The sequence below is a fragment of the Dactylosporangium sp. NPDC006015 genome (assembly GCF_040614215.1).
GTDB lineage: Bacteria > Actinomycetota > Actinomycetes > Mycobacteriales > Micromonosporaceae > Dactylosporangium > Dactylosporangium maewongense.
On record NZ_JBEXUD010000043.1, the window covers coordinates 26,666 to 42,563 of the forward strand.

The window sequence follows — 15,898 nt, forward strand, 5'->3', positions numbered from 1 at the left end:
GACGTCCCGGGTGGGGAGCAACTCGCGGATGCGGTACAGCCACCGCAACCACCGCCGCCCCCGCTACGCGGCCGTGGCAGCGGCGCACCGGCTGGGCTGTGCGGAGGGCAGCTGGCGTTGCGCCGCTATGTCGATGCACTCGGTTCCGGGTAGACGTTGACGACCCGAAACGCGTAGGCCTCGACGTCCCAGGAGGTGACGCCGCCGGGCCGGTCGATGGCGAGGCTGAACGGTCCGGGGTCGGAAGGGCCGGTAGCGGTGCCGGGCGGTAGCGCCGTCCCTTCAAAGGCCCACGTGCCGATGCACTTGCACTCCTGTGTCTGGATGGAGCCGGTCTTTCCACTGACGCGGATCGACACGGTGCCGTCACCGGCGCATCGCGTCCGCAGGCGGAACAGCCACCCTTCGGGTCTCCGGACCTCGGGCAGCGGGTTGACGGGAAACGTGCCTTCGACGTGTGCGACGCCGTTCGTCGTCGAGTTCCAGGCGCCCACCAGCACGTCTTCGGTGTCGGGGGTGGCCTCGCGCAGCGGGACGGCCGGGCGCGCTGTGCTCATGGTGCAGGCGGTCAGGCCGGCCGCCGCCACCGCTGCCGCGAGGAACCGTGCGACCACCCTTGGTGTCATGACAGCAGGGTACGACGCGCGGCGCGCTCGCGTGGCCCTGCTCCGCGCCGGTACCGGCGAGCAGCCGGCGTGGACGGCGGTGAGCGCAGCGACCGCCGGGTGAGCGAGTGCTCCTGATCACGTGTCCGGATCTGCCGCCGATTCGTGCGCGGCGGTTGGCCGACGATCGTCGCGTTCCATACGTCGCTACGGCCAGCTTGATCACCGGGTCGCAGCGGTGGGTCGCACGAATGCGGCGGGATCGTGGCACGTTGGCGCAGTGCTGGACGTCGGCGGGGCAGCGGATCGCGGCTGGCACCCATAGCCTCGCTCTGTGAAGAAGACGGCGGTCCTGTTGGTGTCGGTGGTGGTCGCGGTCATCGGGCTGGCCGCCTGCACCCGCTCGTCCAACCCGGATCCCGCGCAGGCGCCGCTCGTGCTGGGGACCATCGATGGGCAGGTAAGTTCCTACGACCGGCTGGTCGGCGCGTGGCATTCGACGCAGTACGGCGAGCCGTACGTCGAGGTCTCGATCCGCGAAGGGTGGAGCATTCATCTCCGCGGGCGGTGTACCGGCTCGGGCGTGGTCAAAGTGCGCATGATCGCTGTCAGCATGTACTTCACGGACGGCTGGACCTGCGACGGTCAGTGGCGGTTCCTAACGATGATGTTTCCAGCCGACGAGCTGGCGGTCGGCCGCATCGACCTCGGGCCCTTCACCGTGGCGCTCGACCGCGCCGACACCATCACCTCCTGGGACGTCGAAGCCTACGCGACGATGCCGACCCCCTCGCTCGGCCCGAGCCTCTCGCCGTGGCCGTCCCCGTCTCTGCTGCGCGCCTGATACGCCACGGTGATTGCGCAACCAGCACCCAAAACCTGACCTTCAACGGTCAAGCAACACCTGAGGCTCAGCGCCGCCTTGATCACGTGCACGCTCATGCCGCCGATCCGCTCGCTACGCAACGTCACTGCGAGCTGGCCCAGTCGGCGTCCGGACAAGGAGCCGATGAGCGAACGGGGCGACGCATCGGCGGCGCCGGCGATCCATCGGCTGCTCGCCAACCTCAGCGACCGCCCGGAGGGAGATAGGCAGTTGCGCACCCTCACGACGCCTCGGTTCGGATCGCCTGCGGGCAGTGGGCCTACAGTGCCCACCGGATCACGGTGATCAGTCCGAGGACGGCCAGCGTCACGACGATCAGTCCTACCACCGCTGCCAGCAGGCAGGGAAGCTCGTCGCGCCATGAACCGGGGAACTGAGGCCGGAGCCGGCCTCAGTCCAAGCCACCGGCGCCGGGCCGTCCTGCCTGGCCCGTTCGATCAACCGCGCCAAACGAGCGCTCGCCACCGGCCCGAGCTTGTCAGGTGGCTGCGGAGGTTTCGTCCGACACCGCTTGTTGGCGAGTTCTGACACCGCCGGGCACGTGTCGGTGCCGCGGATGTTGGTTTGCGTCGACACCGCTTCCGCGCCCGACGGGTGTCAGGTTGTCCGCTGCTTTGTGGCTTGGGCCAGACGGTAGGAGTCGGTGCCGGTCTCGAGGATGGTGCCGCCGAAGGTGAGTCGGTCGACGATGGCTGCGCATAGCCGGGGGTCGGTGAAGGTCTTGGTCCAGCCGCCGAAGGACTCATTGGACGCGATCGCGACCGAAGCCTTCTCCTCACGCTCGGTGAGGACCTGGAAGAGGAGTTCCGCGCCGCGGCGGTCGAGTTGCATATAGCCGAGTTCGTCGATGCACAGCAGGTCGACGCGGCCGTAGCGGGCGATGGTCTTCGCCAGCGTCATCTCGTCGGCGGCCTCGACGAGCTCGTTGGCAAGCTGGGTCGCCAGGGTGTACTTGACCCGGTAGCCGGCCATGGCGGCCTCGGTGCCGAGTGCGATCAGCAGATGGGACTTGCCGGTGCCGGAGTCCCCGATCAGACACAGCGGCTGTCCCTTCTGGACCCATTCGCACTTGGCGAGGGTGTGGATCACGGCGGGATCGATGTTGGGGTTGGCGTCGAAGTCGAAGGCCCGCAGGGACTTCTCGCGGGGGAACTTGGCGGCCTTGATCCGGCGTTCGGACCGGCGTCGGGCGCGATCGTCGCACTCGGCAAGCAATAGTTCGGCGAGGAACCCGCGGTAAGACATCTGCTCACGCCCTGCCCGGTCGGCGTAGTCGGTGAAGGAGTTGCGGATGGTGGGCATTCGCAGCATCCGGCACGCTTGGTCGATCGCGGCGTCGGCTGCTTCTTCGGTCATTCCACGGCGCTTGGTGGTCACGGTGCGGCTCCTTCGTTCGGGGTGTCACGTCGGCTGGCCAACAGCTGGTCGTACTTCTCCACGCTCGGCAGCGGCCGAGTGTCGGCCGGGATGTGGGCGCGGAGCCGGCGCTCGGTCAGCGATCGCACGGCAGGGATCTCGCCTTCTCCGCGTGCCCTGTCGCCGCTCATCAGGGACTGGTGGTTCGCTGTCGTGTCGTCGGCTCCGCCATCTGCTGTGTCGTTGTACTTGCGCGCTTCCAACGCGACAGCGTCCGCGGTGAGCGCGCCTGCACGCAGCGCCGTCGCGAGTCCGGCGACGACGTGGTCGTGTGGAAGGTGCCGGTGCAGCATCAGGACCTCAATGAGGGCACGGGTGCCGTCGGCGTCACCGTGGGCCTTGCAGGCCGCGGCCCACCAGGCGTCGTGAACGGGCGTGAACCGCCCGGATGCCCTGGCCTGCTCCAGCGCTTTCGCACCGGGTAGCGCGCCCGGTTTGCGGAGGAGGACCTCGAGATAGTGGTCCAGGTCGACCCGGGTCGAGCCCTTGGTCATGAGCCGTTCGTGGCGGGCGATCTCGGTCCTGCCGTCGAACACGACCAGGTCGCTGGCGTTCAGGAGCACCCGGGCTTGACGGCCGACCATGCGCGCGGGCACGGAGTACTTGTTCATCCGGACCGTGACCTGGGCGTACCGGTCCACGCGCGGGGTGAACCAGCGGCCGGTCTCGAACGGCTCGGTCGGAAGGGGCGCGAGGAGTGGCTGCTCGGTGGCGAAGTGTTCCCCGACCGTGCGGGCGCGGGACCCGATCCGCCGGGCGTCGTCGGCTTCGTCCCAGGCGTCGACCATAGCGTTGAGCTCGGCGAGGGAGTCGACTTCTGGGATGGGGACGAGGTGGTTGCGTCGGAACCAGCCGATCTGCCCCTCGACGCCGCCCTTCTCGTGCGCACCTTGGATTCCGGGCTGGCAATAGAAGGCTTCGATGCCGTAGTGGGAACGGACGGCGGTCCACCTGTCGGCCTCGACCCGCTGGCGGGAGAACCCGATCACGCTCGCGACGGCGGCCTTGAGGTTGTCGTAGCGGATCTTCCCGGTCGGCACCCCGCCGAGCACGTTGAAGGCGTGGACGTGACCCTCGAAGAAGGCTTCCTGCCCAGCCGAGGCACTGACCCTGTGCACGGCCTTGCCCGAGTAGGAGAGCCGAAGGCTGAACAGCGCGCAGGTTACGAGCTCGCCGCGCAGGCGGATGGCGACGTCGCCGAAGTCAACCTCGGCCTCGCGGCCCGGGAGGTGCTCTTGCGGGATGAACGCGTTGGCAGGTTCCCGTCCGACCTCGACGCGAATCTCGCGGCGTCGGGTGGCGACGTACTCGCGGACCATCCAGTACGACACCACCCCGGCCCCGTCATGTTCGTCAAGCAGTCGATCGAAGATCCGCTTCGCCGTGTGTCGCTGCTTCCGCGGCGCGTCGAGGTCCGAGCGCAGCCAGTCGTCGATCACCACTCGGTACGCGTCAAGCCGTGAGCCGCGTTTGGGCGGCTGCTTTCTCTCCTTCGGCCATGCAGATTCCAGCGCCGCTGTCACGGTTCGGAAGCCGACGCCGTGCTTGCGCTGCAGCGCGCGGTTGGACATCCCAGATCGGGCATCCCGTCGGATCGCCGCGTACAGGTCGACCCGGGAACGCGGCTGCGTCATCGGTGGCACTCCTGACGTGAGCACGCCGTGGGCACGACTTTCGGCACCGGGCCACCGCCTGGGAACGGTGACCGCATGCGACCACAGCCCGGAATGACTGGCCCTACCGAGGTGCCTGGTCATGTGCTGCGCAGGGCTTCGGTGGGCGGTACTGAGTCGGCCCGGAGTGCGGGGTACGACCGACGACGGAGCCGATGAGCAGCGAGTAGGCCAGGTCGAGTCCCACTGAGGCCCAGGTCAGTACGACGGCCCGGCCTTGCGTGGTGACGAAGACGTTGGTGACGAGCACGCCCAGGATCAGGCCTGTGATGCCGCCGACGACATCAACCTCGACACTACCTGTCCGCCCCGTGTCCCTGGCGCGACGAAGATCTGCTTGCGCGGTGCCTAATCGGTATTCCCGCAACACCTCGCGGGCCCCTCAGTGTTCGGTGCTGAAGAACCGTAGCAACAGCGGGCCGACGGTCTGTGGGTCGACGACGTGATCCGGCCCCTCGAGGGTCTCCCGTTGAGCGTGGGGTAATTGGTCTGCAAGCTCGTCGGCTGCGCGGTCGAAGAAGTCCGAGGGCAGGCCTGCCATATAAGGGACCGTGATCGGCCCTCCGGTGGTGACCAGGACCGGTTGGGTGACCGTTGCCAGTCGATCGGCCGGCAATTGGTAGCGATTGAGGAAGACGCTGTCGTGGACCAGCGTGGGCGCGAGGGCGACCGAATGCGCCCAATGCGCCGTCTGCTTGCCTGCCGCTTTCCTGGCCGCGATGTTGTCGTCGGAGGCGCCGGTCATGCGCATGAACAGTTCGAGAACCTCCTCGTCTCGCCCGGCGTCGAAGGCGCGTCGGGTGTCCGCGATGTACTCCTCGAATCGCGGGCGTATGTCGTCCCCGACCGCGTAGGGCACCTCCCAGACGGCGATCGTGTCGATGGCTGACCCGGCCGCGGCGGCTTCCAGCGCCAGCGCGCCGCCTGAGGACGCCCCGAACAGGTGTGCCGAGCCGCCCGCCTCCGCGATCAACGCATCCAGGTCCTCGATCTCCCTTTCCACGGCGTACGGCTCGGTGAAGCCGCTCGCGCCGCGTCCCCGACGGGCATAGTTGTAGACCGTGAAGTGCTCGGCGAGAGCTGGCGCCAAGGGAGCGTTCTCCACCCCTTCGTCGAGTGCTCCGCCCACCAGAATGACGGCCGGACCGCTTCCTTCCCTGTCGTAGGCGATGGTGGTGCCATCGTTTGATGTCACGCGAAAGGCCATCTCGTTCATCTCACATCTCCGTTCGAGAGGTTTGTCTCAGCGCCTGAGCAGCGTGCCGACGACGGCCTCGGTGCGCGACCACCGCGTCCTTGCGATCACGGCCGCCACGACGAGTAAGGCGAGCGGCAGCCAAGGGCTCTGCTCGAGCACGAACTGATCGGTGATGACAGCACCGGTCAGCAATGCCGCCAACCCGAGACTGGCCAGGCCCGCCAGAGCCGGGATCAGAAGTCCAACCCCTCCCGCGACCTCCAGCGCTCCGACCAGGTACCGGAGCCACTGGCCAGCCCCGATGTCGGCGAACATGTCCACCATGACCGGGTCGCCGGCGAGCTTCGAGATTCCGCCGCCGGCGATTATCGCCGCCAGCACGACTTGCAGAATCCAGACCCCGATGCTGCTCGCCCGCCCGGGCGTGTGCGCAACGGTTTCCGAGTTGTTCTTGGGGATGGTGCTCATTCGGCTCTCCTTGTCGTGTCCGGGCCTGGTACCGGTGATGGCGTTGGCCGAGTGGGCCGGGTTGTCGGAGTTGATTTCGACCAAGTGCTCGCGGGAGCGGCATCTACTTCTTGTTGCGGTAGAGGACCATGGTGATGGGACCGAAGACCGCGACGAGCAGCGCTGACGAGACGAGCACCCAGCCGATTTCCCCGGCGGGCACCGAGCCGTGCATCAGGCCGCGTACCACGGTCGCCAGGTGGGTGATCGGGTTGACCTCGACGACCGCCTGCATCCACCCGGGCATCGTCTTCGGGTCCACGAAGATGTTGCTCCCGAACGTCAGCGGGAACATCACCATCATGCTGACCCCCGCCACCGAGTTCGGCGTGCGCAGGATCAGGCTGAGCATCGTCCACAGCCACGACAGGCAGAACGAGAACACGAGCAGCAGCACCACCGAGAGCACCACGCCGACGGCGCCACCCTCCGGCCGGAACCCTAGGACCAGGCCGAGCGTGATCACGATCGCCGACCCGATCGAGTAGCGCACCAGATCGCCGAGCAGGGCGCCGACCAGCGGCGACGGTCGCCACACCGGAAGTGACCTGAACCTGTCGAACACCCCCTTCTGGATGTCGGTGTTCAGCGTTATGCCGGTGTTCATGGTGATCATGACGTTCGCCTGCACCAGGATGCCGGGCAGCAGGAACTGCAGGTACGCCTGTGTCGACCCGGCGAGCGCGCCACCGAACAGGTAGGTGAACATCAGCGTGAACATGATCGGGAACATGGTCACGTCGACGAGCTGCTCGGGCACGTGTTTGATCTTCAGCAGCGCCCGCCAGCCGAATGTCAACGAGGTGAGCACCGGGCCGGGCCGAGACGGCCGCTCACCGGCCAACAGCACACTGCGCAGCGCGTCCTCGGTGACCGGCGCCGACGCCTGCTCCGCAGTCGTGGCATTCATGCGGCATCCTCCTCGGGTGTCTCCTCGGCGACGTGTCCGGTCAGGGTGAGGAACACCTCGTCTAGGCTCGGCTGACCGAGCGCGAACTCGGTGACGTCGATGCCGCTGCGGGACAGCTCGGCCAGGGAACGGGCGACCCGGTCGGGGTCGGAGATCCGCGCGGACAGCGCGGCCGGGTCAGCGGACGGCTCGGCCGGCACCTCGAGGACGCCGGCGAGGACCCGCTCTGCCTCGGCCCGCTGCTCGGGCGCACGTAGCCGTATGTGCAGCGAGCCGGCGCCGACCGATGCCTTGAGCTGGCCGCTCGAGCCCTCGGCGACCACCTTCCCGTGGTCGATCACCGCTATCCGGTCGGCCAGCTGGTCGGCCTCGTCGAGGTACTGCGTGGTCAGCAACACGGTGGCGCCCTCGGCGACCATGCCCCTGACGATCTCCCAGACTTGGTTCCTGCTGCGCGGGTCGAGCCCGGTCGTGGGCTCGTCGAGGAAGATCAGTTCGGGGGTGACGACCAGGCTCGCCGCGATGTCGATGCGCCTGCGCATCCCGCCGGAGTACTTCTTCACCTGCCGGTCGGCCGCCTCGGCAAGACCGAACGCGTCGAGCAGGTCGGCCGCCCGCTCCCTGCCTCGGCGGCGTGAGTAGCCGAGCAACCTGGCGAGCAGCAACAGGTTCTCCACCCCGGTGAGGTCCTCGTCGACCGACGCGAACTGCCCGGTGAGGCCCACCCTGCTCCGCACCGCCTGGGCGTCACGCACGACGTCGTAGCCGAGCACCTGCGCCTCTCCGGCGTCGGGGCGCAGGAGCGTAGCCAGCATACGGATCGCGGTGGTCTTGCCCGCCCCGTTCGGACCGAGCACGCCGTACACGCCCCCGGCGCTCACGGCCAGGTCCACACCGGCGACCGCGTGGGTCTTGCCGAAGCTCTTCTTCAACCCTCTCGTCTCGATCGCGAGCTTTCCCATGGGTTCGATTCCTTCTCTCGGTGATGCGAACGGATTGGTTGAGGCTAGTCAAGTTTGACTACTTGGCCAGAGTGCACGCGGAGGAAACATCTAGTCAAGTTTGATTAGAAGCGCATCTTGAGGTGATCGGGGACCGTTCGCCACGAACCCGGATCATCGGCCATGGTGTAGGCGCCCTCAGACAGTCGTTTGCTCAGGCTCTTCGCCCACTCCAGTTCGGTGCGTGCGTGTCCCGCCCACAGTTCGGCCTGATCGCGGACGTGCTCGGGGGTGTCCCGATTGGGGTGCTCCCGCCACTTGGCCTGCACTACGAGCTCCGCTTCCAGGCGCGCGACCCGCTCGTTAACGTGCGCGATGGCATCTGTCCTGGTCAGCATGGGCAACATGGCGATGGACGCGTTGAGCATGTCCGGGTCGTGGGTGCGCCGCAGACCGTCGCGGACCAGTTCGACCATCTCGTCACGTCCCCGAGCTGTCGCGCGGTACAGAACGCGCTCCGGCCCAGAGTTGCCCGGCTCGGCGTGTTCGGTGAGGAGGCCATCAGCCGCCGCCTTCTTCAGCGCGTGATAAATCGAGCCGGGCTTGATCTTGGCCCAACTCTCCGCACCCCAGCTCTGCAGTTCGGACCGCACCTGGTAGCCATGCGCGCCGCCGGAGAGGTGCACGATACCGAGCACCAGGAGCTTCGTCGCCGACACGCGCCCACCTCCGCTCAACCCTCTCGTCTCGATCGCGAGCTTTCCCATGGGTTCGATTCCTTCTCTCGGTGTTGCGAACGGATTGGTTGAGGCTAGTCAAGTTTGATTACTTGGCCAAAGTACACGAGGAGGAAACATCTAGTCAAGTTTGATTAGAAGCGCATCTTGAGGTGATCGGGGACCGTTCGCCACGAACCCGGATCATCGGCCATGGTGTAGGCGCCCTCAGACAGTCGTTTGCTCAGGCTCTTCGCCCACTCCAGTTCGGTGCGTGCGTGTCCCGCCCACAGTTCGGCCTGATCGCGGACGTGCTCGGGGGTGTCCCGATTGGGGTGCTCCCGCCACTTGGCCTGCTCTACGAGCTCCGCTTGCGCGCCCGCCAGGGTGGTGTCAACTCCCGCCAACACTAGGGTGCCCTCCTGGTCCGGGTTGTGTCAGCACTGACCTACAAACGGTGCTGGTGGAGACCTCCAAAGCCAGTCGGGTCTGTATTGACCCTCAACACGAGCAGGCGCATCCAGGCACCAGGATTGGCCTTCTCGAATGCGGCAATCTCCGTTTCGGTGGCATCCTCCGTGAGGAAGCCCCAGCGTCCGGCTTCAACCAAGTTGCCTACCTGCCGGTAAGAGCCGCACGCTCAGCACGCAGATTCAGGTCGTCGGGGTAGGCGGCTGTGAGGCTCGCCAAGCGCTGCATCGCTGGGTGGTAGTGGCCGCGCCGCAGATCCGCGGGCAGTGCGTCGGTTGGGGGGCTGTGCTCGTCGTGCGGCGACACCGGCTCCAGGGGCGGCAGCGTGGTCTGTCTCAGTGGTGCGGAGTTCACCGCCCACACGGCGCTGGTGAGCAGGATGAGTGTGATCGCGACGGCGCGGCGCCGGCGGGGCGGCATCGTCCGCGCGACGTCGCACAGTCGTTGCCACATGGCATCAGGCGCTCCGCCATCATCTCAGTGTGCATGCCGGGCCGAGCACGGAAGGAGCGCGCAAGATCGGTAGATGAGTCGAACACGCCGAGTTACTGGCGCGGGGCGCGGGGAAGAGAACAGCGGATGGTGTCGGCAAGGAGGTGTTCCGTGCTGATGAAGGATGTCCGGGCGCCGGACGCGGTTCCGATGCTGTCGCGAGGCAAGCATCGCCATCCGGGCAAGGGTGCCTGCTTCATGGAACTGGCGTCGTTTCTGGCCGGTGGGCGGTGGAGCGACCATCCGGTCTGCACCCACCCGTTGCTCGCCGGGGTGGCCCGTCTCGTCAACGACAACACCTCCGATGCCGGCCGTCAGCAGCTGGCCGGCCTGGTCCCGTCGGTGATCGGGTTGGTCAGTGCCGACCTGCGCGTCGACGCGCGGATCGCGCTCCGGCTGGCGACGGCGGCGCTGCCGGTCGTGGCCGCGGAGCGGCAGTGCGCCATGGCGGTCTCCGTGCTGGCCTGTGATCACATGCTTGCCGTTCTCGACGGGCGGTCGCCGGACACGCTGGAGAAGCGCTCTCAGGAGGCGCTGGCGCAGGCCCCCAGGGCCACCCGGTGGGCCGGGAAGTTCACCCGTGGCGTGCCTGCGGCATCGGCGGCGGCCTTCCGCCGGCGGGTCGCGCCGCACGCCGTCCGCTCGGCGGTGGAAGGGGTCGCCGCGACCTGCATGCCGCATCGGGACCGCCTGCTGCGCGCGCTGCTCGTGGACGCGATCGAGGAGTGCGCCGCCTGGGTCGGGCGGGAGGAGGGGCGTCGCGACGCGCGGTCGTCCGGAGCCGGCCGCAGCTGAGCCGATCAGCTGCGCCGGCAGGTAGCGGTGGCTCGCGTTGCGGTGCTGCGGCCGTCCGGAGCGCCGGCGCCGACGGTCATCGCGGGTCGCGCCGCAGCGGGTGGTCGGCAGGGACCTCGACGAGCACGATCGGCACGCGGTCCGGGTCCTCGATCCACACCTCGACCAGCCCCCACGACTCCCGCCGGGGCTCCCGGAGGACCGTCACCCCCGCGGCCCGCAGGCGCTCGTACTCGGCCCGGACGTCACGGACCTGCAGCCACAACTGCAGCGGTCCGCCGGGCTCATCGTGCGAACCGGACACTTCGAGGAGCCCCTGGCCGAGGAAGAAGACCACGCCCGGGTGCTCGGCCGGTCCGAATTCACGGTAGATCGCCAGGCCGAGGATGTCGCGGTAGAAGCTCCGGCTGCGCCCGAAATCGGCCGGGCGCAGCAGAATGCGGCTGCTCAGTACCTCCACGGCTCGATCATCCCCGCCCTCCGGCCACTCCGCAGCGGATCCACGTGGTGCACGCGGCGACCGGTCGGTCGGCGAACGGGCAGGGATGCTCCTCGCCGGTGCGAGGGTGTCGCTACGCCACCGGGAAGTCATGATATGTGCTTGGATACGGCTCGTTGTCGAGCGTGTAGTGCCACCATTCCTTCGGGTAGTTGGTGAACCCGCCTTGTGCCATCAGGCCGGTGAGCAGCGCCCGGTTGTTCCTCGCCAAGCCGCTCAGGCCCGCGGTGATCGTGTGTGCGAGTGGGTCGAAGCAGTCGAAGCCGGTTCCCATGTCGATGCTGTTGTCGGGAAACCGCTGCGCCGCCGGCGCTGTGCAGGGCAGGAGCGGTTCGCCCGTCCGGTAGGAGGGTTCCGCGCGCGAGGGGGTGGCGACCAGTGTCAGGTCCATCGTGCTGCCCCGGCTGTGCGCGGTGGGCCCGCCGATGTATCCGTCGTCGAACAGCACGGACTTGTCGACCTCGGGGTAGAACTCCGCCTTCATCCGCTGGTCGGCTGTCGTCGCCCAGTGCACGAAGTCGTCGACGCCCTGCTGGGGCCGGTAGCAGTCGTACACCTTGAGGCTGTACCCCTTGCTGAGCGCGGTTGTCTGCACCCGGTGCAGCGCCTCGGCGGCCTGGCGGGTGAGCAGGCAGCGTGGCCGCTGGTAGCCGGTGATCGGCCGGCCGACGAAGTTGTGGGCGGTGGCGTAACGGATGTCGGTCAGGATGCTGGGATCGATGTCGGGCAGCGAGACGAATCCCGGCGGGAGCTGAGCCGCGGCGGCCGTGGACGGGCTCGGCGGTGCCGGCGGGGACGTGTCGCCCGCGGCGGGCGGGGACGACTCGCGGGCCGGGGCCGGGATCGTCGGGGCGGGCGGCGGTTGCGTCGGCCGGGCAGGTCCGCCGCACGCGGCGATCAGTGTGCAGGCCACAGCGGCGGCCAGGACGCGGACGCAGTGCCCGGCACGCCGGCGTGCGCCGGCCCCGGTCGCCGCCGCCCGACCGGACGCTGTGGGCCCGCCTGTCGTGAGGTACATGCGCAGATTATTGTGCTTTGTACGGTGGTCGATGCCCGCGAGCCGCACGGTCGGCGCCCCTCCTACCTGCCGCAGGGCGGTGCTGCCACCTGGTCGCTCCGGGCCGCAGCGGCTCGGGCGCTCGCCTGCGGTTCGTCCGGAGACCACGTTCAAGGCCCTGCGTGGAGTCAGCTGTGCTCGGGGATGCAGCCTGTGCGACACGTCCGCTACCTGGTCCGGACGACCACCTTCCGAACGGGCTGCCCGACTCGTAGTAGCGGTACGCGGCGGCGGCCTCCGCGAAGGGGAGACGCGGTCGATGACGGGCCTGAGGCGATGGGCCGCGATGGTGCGGTTCATGTCGGCGAACTGGGCACGGCTACCGACGGCCAGCGCATGACGGTGGCGCCGGCGCCGAACAGGAGACCGTGGTCGATCGCCGAGCGACCGCCGGAGGCGGACCCTACCAGGCCCCGGCAAAGTCGGCTCGATGACGCCCGAAGTGTCGATCACTGTCATTCATCGCTGCCGTTCCGCTCAACGCGCGTGCGCGGCTCGTGCGCGAGTTGCGTCGCGTACACGTCTGTTTGATCGATGTCGGCGACCGCCTGGCGAGCCGCTGTCTCGTCGCCCCGATCACGGAGCAGGCGCACAAGCATGTAGAACGCGGTCTTGTCGCCGCGTTCGGCGCGATGTCGGAGGTCGCTGCCGCGCCCCTGCTCGTACAGCAGGCGGTTCAGCCGTCGGCGTGCACACCGATCGCTCTCGCCCCGGCGGGCGAGTTCATCGAGCCGCCCCGCCTTCGCGAGCAGGTCCATGTGCCACAGGTGTGCGTTGTGAAGGTAGGGGTCCGGGCTGTAACACTCGGCAGCGGAGCCGGCAACCGCGATGGCTTCATCCCAGTCATCACGCTCCTGTGCGGCCCGCGCCACCGAATCCCAGTCGTCCATGGCGCCGAGTATGACCCTGGCACGTTGTTAGGTGATGCCGAGCAGGGCCAGCGAGCGGTTGGGATTGCGGGCGTAGTGGCGGTTGGCGGCGGCGATGTTGGTGGTGCCGTCGAGGCGTAGGGCGCCGATGGCGGCGTTGCGGATGGCGGCCATGACTTGGGGTCCGGTACCGGTGCGGATCTGGGAGCGGCCTTCGTCGTAGGTGACGTCGCGGACCCAGTGGACCTTGTTCTCGATCGACCAGTGGCTGCGGATCCAGTCGGCCAGGTGCCATGGTTTGGCTTGGTGGGGTTTGGAGATCGGTGATCGCGTAGACGGTTTCGGTGGTGAAGCGTTTCGGTTCGTCGAGCCGGCGCCGGCGGAGCCCGAGACGACCGACGCGAGCCTCATCGCCACCGCGCAGGAGATCTGGACCGCTGTGCTGCGGCAGCGCTACGACACCGGCCAGCCGGAGATCCTGACGATGGTGGCGATCCGGGCGCACCAGTTCGAGATCGGCGCCGCGGCCGCCGACCACAGCACCATCAGATGAACCCACAGCTATGCGTGGATCAACCAGCACCGACCATCCGAACGCACCGTATCCCCAGACGGTCAGCGAGGCACTGCCACTGATCAAACCGGCGTCCGGTAGCCGCGGATCGTGCACGCGGCCCTCCAATAGCCGCCACTTTTCGCAGGATGACGGGTGGGTCTGCGGTCGGTGCGCCGGTGCCGAGATGAGCCGTTCCTGCTGCCCGACGGACCTACGCAAGATCCAGCAGCTCCATGCGGCCGGTACGGACCATCCAGTCGATCCAGTAGCCGAGCCGCCCACGCGACGCAGCGACTCGTGACCGACAACGCGCGAATGCCCGCGTTGTCGGCGTAGAGGAAATACCCCACGGCGACATTGAAGTGCTCTTCGTCGCCATCACCGTCGCACTCGCAGACCATGATGGCCAGCTTCATCTGGTCCCAGTACGCGCCGCTGTCCGCGATGAAGTGCTCAGTCGCGGCAGATACGCTGCACCGCGCGCTCCTCGAGGTCGCCATGGACCCCGAACGGGACGGCGAGGCGTTCGCGGCGTGTCGGCGCGAAGTGGCGGCCGGCGCCGTCATCCGGGTCTGGGACGGCGGCACGCCGGCCTCCACACTTGCCGCCATCTACGTGCGGCGGCTGCGCCTGATCCACCAGCGAGGTACCCCGGAGGTCGGGTTCGCCGAGGCGGTACAGGCGCTACGTGCGTGCGGCGACGAGCTCGTGCGGATTGGCGCTGTCGATGTACAGCATCCGTCGTATCACTTCCAACTCTTCCTGAACCTGTCCGCGACCGTTGTAATCGGTTGCCTGGGCGTAGATCAGGGTTGGAAGACATTGGAATGAGGCCAATTCCTGACGATGATCATGGCGTCCGGATCTGCCGCCGATCGTGTGCGGCGACCGATCACTGCTCGTCACGATTGGTGATCGACCAGGCGGCACTGGTGGCTTCCTGAACTGCCGATGAGCGAGCATCGATCATGTTTATTGGGTCACGAACATGCAGGTGCTACGCATTCCATAACGCTGGGTCGTCGCGGTGGTTCTTGGCGCCTTTGGCCAGCACCGTCCGCAACTGTGAGAGGTGTTCGGTGTCGGCTGGAAGGTGCAGGCGCTCCAGCAGCGTGAGCGCGTCCGCCGGTTGCAGGTCGCCGTAGAGCTCGTGATAGCCGTCCAGCAGGCCGAGGAAGACCGCCGGGTGGAGTTCGGTGGTGACGGTCGTGACGGCCTGGAAGATGTGGTGTTTGTGGGTCCAGCGGATCGTGCCGGAGTCTTCCAGCACGTGACGGGCGCGGTGGTGCAGCGGACCGTGGGCCAGTTCAGGCAGGCGACCGTTCGTGGCGAGACGGCGTACGTCGTCGCCGAGCAACGCGGCGAATGCGGCCTCTGCGGTCCTGCCGAGGAACCAGTACGTTCGTAGGGACAGTCGCAGGTGCTCGATCGGATCGGCTGCTTCCAGACGGGTTCGACAGCCGGCCCAGAAGGCGTCGATGACCGCTGGGTCGTCGTGGTCGTGGACGTAGCCGTTCATGAAGATCATCACCTGGAACGAACCCGTCAGGTCCAGCAGGCCCAGCGCGGTGTGAACACGCTGTACACCACTTGATTCGTCGTCGTCCAGGATGCTGTACGCGCACGCGAACGCCACGTCGTCGTTCGACATCTCCGTCACGCCGGGCGGCTCACGGTCCAGCCACCGGCCGGGGGCGAGCGGTGTTATCCCTGCCCCGGCAAGCCATTGCAGGGCCAGGTCCGCATCCGAGGTACGCACTCCGCGGAGTGTGCACACGTCCAAGCCAGATGTCCATGGAATACACGGCAAGGCCAGCATCCGCATCTGCCGCTTACGACGCGGTCGCCGAGCCGTCCGCGGCGCTACCGGATCTAGCCGATGAGCGTGCAGCCGGTCTTGGTGCACGCGATTCAGTGCCGCTCGATGCAGAATTCATTGCCCTCGGTATCGCGCAAAGTTACCCATCCGCGGTCCTCGGGACCGCGGTGGTCCTCGTGGATCGTGGCGCCGAGGCTGACGGCCCGCTCGACCTCCTCGTCGCGGGTCCGCCCGTCGGGCTTCCAGTCGAGGTGGACCCGGTTCTTGGCCGAGCGCGGCTCGGGAACTCGAACGAACAGCAGACCTGGCAGCGGGTCCGGCGCTTCGACGAGCACCTCGTCGTCGCCCGGCTGATCGATCCCGGAAATCGGCCAGCCGGTCAACCGGCTCCAGAACGTGGCCAGCTCGTAGGGGTCCGCACAATCGACGGTCACATGACGTAGTCTCATCCGCAGCACCGTAGGCCATGATCAGGTCGGCATCTAACG

The 15,898-nt window shown here is 67.8% G+C and carries 20 protein-coding genes; 4 read left to right on the forward strand and 16 right to left on the reverse strand.

Going from position 1 to position 15,898, the window contains the following annotated elements:
• Positions 1-125: 125 nt before the first annotated feature.
• Positions 126-626 (reverse strand): hypothetical protein, encoded by a 501-nt coding sequence (locus ABZ321_RS45370; protein ID WP_344506008.1) that lies wholly within the window; start codon positions 624-626, stop codon positions 126-128.
• A gap of 337 nt (positions 627-963) precedes the next feature.
• Here ABZ321_RS45370 and ABZ321_RS45375 point away from each other — a divergent pair, with 337 nt between their 5' ends.
• Positions 964-1,449 (forward strand): hypothetical protein, encoded by a 486-nt coding sequence (locus ABZ321_RS45375; RefSeq protein ID WP_354902252.1) that lies wholly within the window; start codon positions 964-966, stop codon positions 1,447-1,449.
• Positions 1,450-2,088: 639 nt separating this feature from the next.
• Here the strand turns inward: ABZ321_RS45375 and istB are convergent.
• From istB to ABZ321_RS45420, 9 genes are all read right to left on the reverse strand, one after another.
• Positions 2,089-2,868: an IS21-like element helper ATPase IstB gene (gene istB, locus ABZ321_RS45380; RefSeq protein WP_106536463.1), complete on the reverse strand. Its 780-nt coding sequence runs from the start codon at positions 2,866-2,868 to the stop codon at positions 2,089-2,091.
• The gene (gene istA, locus ABZ321_RS45385; protein WP_354902256.1) at positions 2,865-4,541 is read right to left on the reverse strand and encodes an IS21 family transposase; all 1,677 of its coding nucleotides are present in this window, start codon (positions 4,539-4,541) and stop codon (positions 2,865-2,867) included. Before istA ends, istB begins: the two co-directional genes overlap by 4 nt.
• A gap of 421 nt (positions 4,542-4,962) precedes the next feature.
• Positions 4,963-5,796 (reverse strand): alpha/beta hydrolase, encoded by an 834-nt coding sequence (locus ABZ321_RS45390; RefSeq protein WP_069111012.1) that lies wholly within the window; start codon positions 5,794-5,796, stop codon positions 4,963-4,965.
• A gap of 27 nt (positions 5,797-5,823) precedes the next feature.
• Positions 5,824-6,246: a DoxX family protein gene (locus ABZ321_RS45395; RefSeq protein WP_074946215.1), complete on the reverse strand. Its 423-nt coding sequence runs from the start codon at positions 6,244-6,246 to the stop codon at positions 5,824-5,826.
• A gap of 103 nt (positions 6,247-6,349) precedes the next feature.
• Positions 6,350-7,195, reverse strand: a complete 846-nt coding sequence (locus ABZ321_RS45400; protein WP_354902259.1) for an ABC transporter permease — start codon at positions 7,193-7,195, stop codon at positions 6,350-6,352.
• Positions 7,192-8,157 (reverse strand): ATP-binding cassette domain-containing protein, encoded by a 966-nt coding sequence (locus tag ABZ321_RS45405; protein WP_344506004.1) that lies wholly within the window; start codon positions 8,155-8,157, stop codon positions 7,192-7,194. Before ABZ321_RS45405 ends, ABZ321_RS45400 begins: the two co-directional genes overlap by 4 nt.
• A gap of 104 nt (positions 8,158-8,261) precedes the next feature.
• The gene (locus tag ABZ321_RS45410) at positions 8,262-8,903 is read right to left on the reverse strand and encodes a PadR family transcriptional regulator (RefSeq protein ID WP_354902262.1); all 642 of its coding nucleotides are present in this window, start codon (positions 8,901-8,903) and stop codon (positions 8,262-8,264) included.
• A 397-nt stretch (positions 8,904-9,300) separates the two neighbouring features.
• Positions 9,301-9,462 (reverse strand): hypothetical protein, encoded by a 162-nt coding sequence (locus ABZ321_RS45415; protein ID WP_354902265.1) that lies wholly within the window; start codon positions 9,460-9,462, stop codon positions 9,301-9,303.
• Between the two features lie 5 nt (positions 9,463-9,467).
• Entirely contained in the window at positions 9,468-9,776 is a 309-nt protein-coding gene (locus tag ABZ321_RS45420; RefSeq protein ID WP_354902268.1) for a hypothetical protein, read from the reverse strand.
• Positions 9,777-9,902: 126 nt separating this feature from the next.
• Between ABZ321_RS45420 and ABZ321_RS45425 the strand changes: the two genes are divergently transcribed.
• Positions 9,903-10,610 carry a hypothetical protein gene (locus tag ABZ321_RS45425; RefSeq protein WP_354902270.1) on the forward strand — a complete coding sequence of 236 codons (708 nt, stop codon included), beginning with the start codon at positions 9,903-9,905 and terminating at the stop codon, positions 10,608-10,610.
• 76 nt (positions 10,611-10,686) lie between these two features.
• Here the strand turns inward: ABZ321_RS45425 and ABZ321_RS45430 are convergent, their stop codons facing one another.
• From ABZ321_RS45430 to ABZ321_RS45445, 4 genes are all read right to left on the reverse strand, one after another.
• The gene (locus ABZ321_RS45430) at positions 10,687-11,070 is read right to left on the reverse strand and encodes a VOC family protein (protein WP_344505999.1); all 384 of its coding nucleotides are present in this window, start codon (positions 11,068-11,070) and stop codon (positions 10,687-10,689) included.
• A 112-nt stretch (positions 11,071-11,182) separates the two neighbouring features.
• Positions 11,183-12,127, reverse strand: coding sequence for a M15 family metallopeptidase (locus ABZ321_RS45435; protein WP_354902273.1), 945 nt, complete (start codon positions 12,125-12,127; stop codon positions 11,183-11,185).
• A 494-nt stretch (positions 12,128-12,621) separates the two neighbouring features.
• Positions 12,622-13,056 carry a hypothetical protein gene (locus tag ABZ321_RS45440; protein ID WP_354902276.1) on the reverse strand — a complete coding sequence of 145 codons (435 nt, stop codon included), beginning with the start codon at positions 13,054-13,056 and terminating at the stop codon, positions 12,622-12,624.
• Between the two features lie 27 nt (positions 13,057-13,083).
• Positions 13,084-13,209, reverse strand: coding sequence for a hypothetical protein (locus ABZ321_RS45445; RefSeq protein ID WP_354902278.1), 126 nt, complete (start codon positions 13,207-13,209; stop codon positions 13,084-13,086).
• A gap of 73 nt (positions 13,210-13,282) precedes the next feature.
• Here ABZ321_RS45445 and ABZ321_RS45450 point away from each other — a divergent pair, with 73 nt between their 5' ends.
• Complete coding sequence (locus tag ABZ321_RS45450) at positions 13,283-13,588, forward strand: hypothetical protein (RefSeq protein ID WP_354902281.1); 306 nt, start codon at positions 13,283-13,285, stop codon at positions 13,586-13,588.
• Positions 13,589-13,993: 405 nt separating this feature from the next.
• A complete protein-coding gene (locus tag ABZ321_RS45455) occupies positions 13,994-14,422 on the forward strand; it encodes a hypothetical protein (RefSeq protein WP_354902283.1) in 429 nt (142 codons plus the stop codon).
• A gap of 166 nt (positions 14,423-14,588) precedes the next feature.
• Here ABZ321_RS45455 and ABZ321_RS45460 read toward each other — a convergent pair whose 3' ends face one another.
• Together ABZ321_RS45460 and ABZ321_RS45465 are read right to left on the reverse strand one after the other, a co-directional pair.
• Positions 14,589-15,350 carry a hypothetical protein gene (locus ABZ321_RS45460; protein WP_354902286.1) on the reverse strand — a complete coding sequence of 254 codons (762 nt, stop codon included), beginning with the start codon at positions 15,348-15,350 and terminating at the stop codon, positions 14,589-14,591.
• A gap of 152 nt (positions 15,351-15,502) precedes the next feature.
• The gene (locus tag ABZ321_RS45465; protein ID WP_344506036.1) at positions 15,503-15,859 is read right to left on the reverse strand and encodes a VOC family protein; all 357 of its coding nucleotides are present in this window, start codon (positions 15,857-15,859) and stop codon (positions 15,503-15,505) included.
• Positions 15,860-15,898 lie beyond the last annotated feature (39 nt).

What these genes read in the sequence shown, in the direction of transcription:
- ABZ321_RS45370 (WP_344506008.1), bottom strand. Translation starts at nt 626, where the DNA reads ATGACACCAAGGGTGGTCGCACGGTTCCTCGCGGCAGCGGTGGCGGCG.
- ABZ321_RS45405 (WP_344506004.1), bottom strand. Translation starts at nt 8,157, where the DNA reads ATGGGAAAGCTCGCGATCGAGACGAGAGGGTTGAAGAAGAGCTTCGGC.
- ABZ321_RS45440 (WP_354902276.1), bottom strand. Translation starts at nt 13,056, where the DNA reads ATGGACGACTGGGATTCGGTGGCGCGGGCCGCACAGGAGCGTGATGAC.
- ABZ321_RS45410 (WP_354902262.1), bottom strand. Translation starts at nt 8,903, where the DNA reads ATGGGAAAGCTCGCGATCGAGACGAGAGGGTTGAGCGGAGGTGGGCGC.
- ABZ321_RS45425 (WP_354902270.1), top strand. Translation starts at nt 9,903, where the DNA reads ATGGTGTCGGCAAGGAGGTGTTCCGTGCTGATGAAGGATGTCCGGGCG.
- ABZ321_RS45395 (WP_074946215.1), bottom strand. Translation starts at nt 6,246, where the DNA reads ATGAGCACCATCCCCAAGAACAACTCGGAAACCGTTGCGCACACGCCC.
- ABZ321_RS45400 (WP_354902259.1), bottom strand. Translation starts at nt 7,195, where the DNA reads ATGAATGCCACGACTGCGGAGCAGGCGTCGGCGCCGGTCACCGAGGAC.
- ABZ321_RS45420 (WP_354902268.1), bottom strand. Translation starts at nt 9,776, where the DNA reads ATGTGGCAACGACTGTGCGACGTCGCGCGGACGATGCCGCCCCGCCGG.
- ABZ321_RS45445 (WP_354902278.1), bottom strand. Translation starts at nt 13,209, where the DNA reads ATGGCCGCCATCCGCAACGCCGCCATCGGCGCCCTACGCCTCGACGGC.
- ABZ321_RS45455 (WP_354902283.1), top strand. Translation starts at nt 13,994, where the DNA reads ATGGCCAGCTTCATCTGGTCCCAGTACGCGCCGCTGTCCGCGATGAAG.
- istA (WP_354902256.1), bottom strand. Translation starts at nt 4,541, where the DNA reads ATGACGCAGCCGCGTTCCCGGGTCGACCTGTACGCGGCGATCCGACGG.
- ABZ321_RS45465 (WP_344506036.1), bottom strand. Translation starts at nt 15,859, where the DNA reads ATGAGACTACGTCATGTGACCGTCGATTGTGCGGACCCCTACGAGCTG.
- ABZ321_RS45390 (WP_069111012.1), bottom strand. Translation starts at nt 5,796, where the DNA reads ATGAACGAGATGGCCTTTCGCGTGACATCAAACGATGGCACCACCATC.
- ABZ321_RS45435 (WP_354902273.1), bottom strand. Translation starts at nt 12,127, where the DNA reads ATGTACCTCACGACAGGCGGGCCCACAGCGTCCGGTCGGGCGGCGGCG.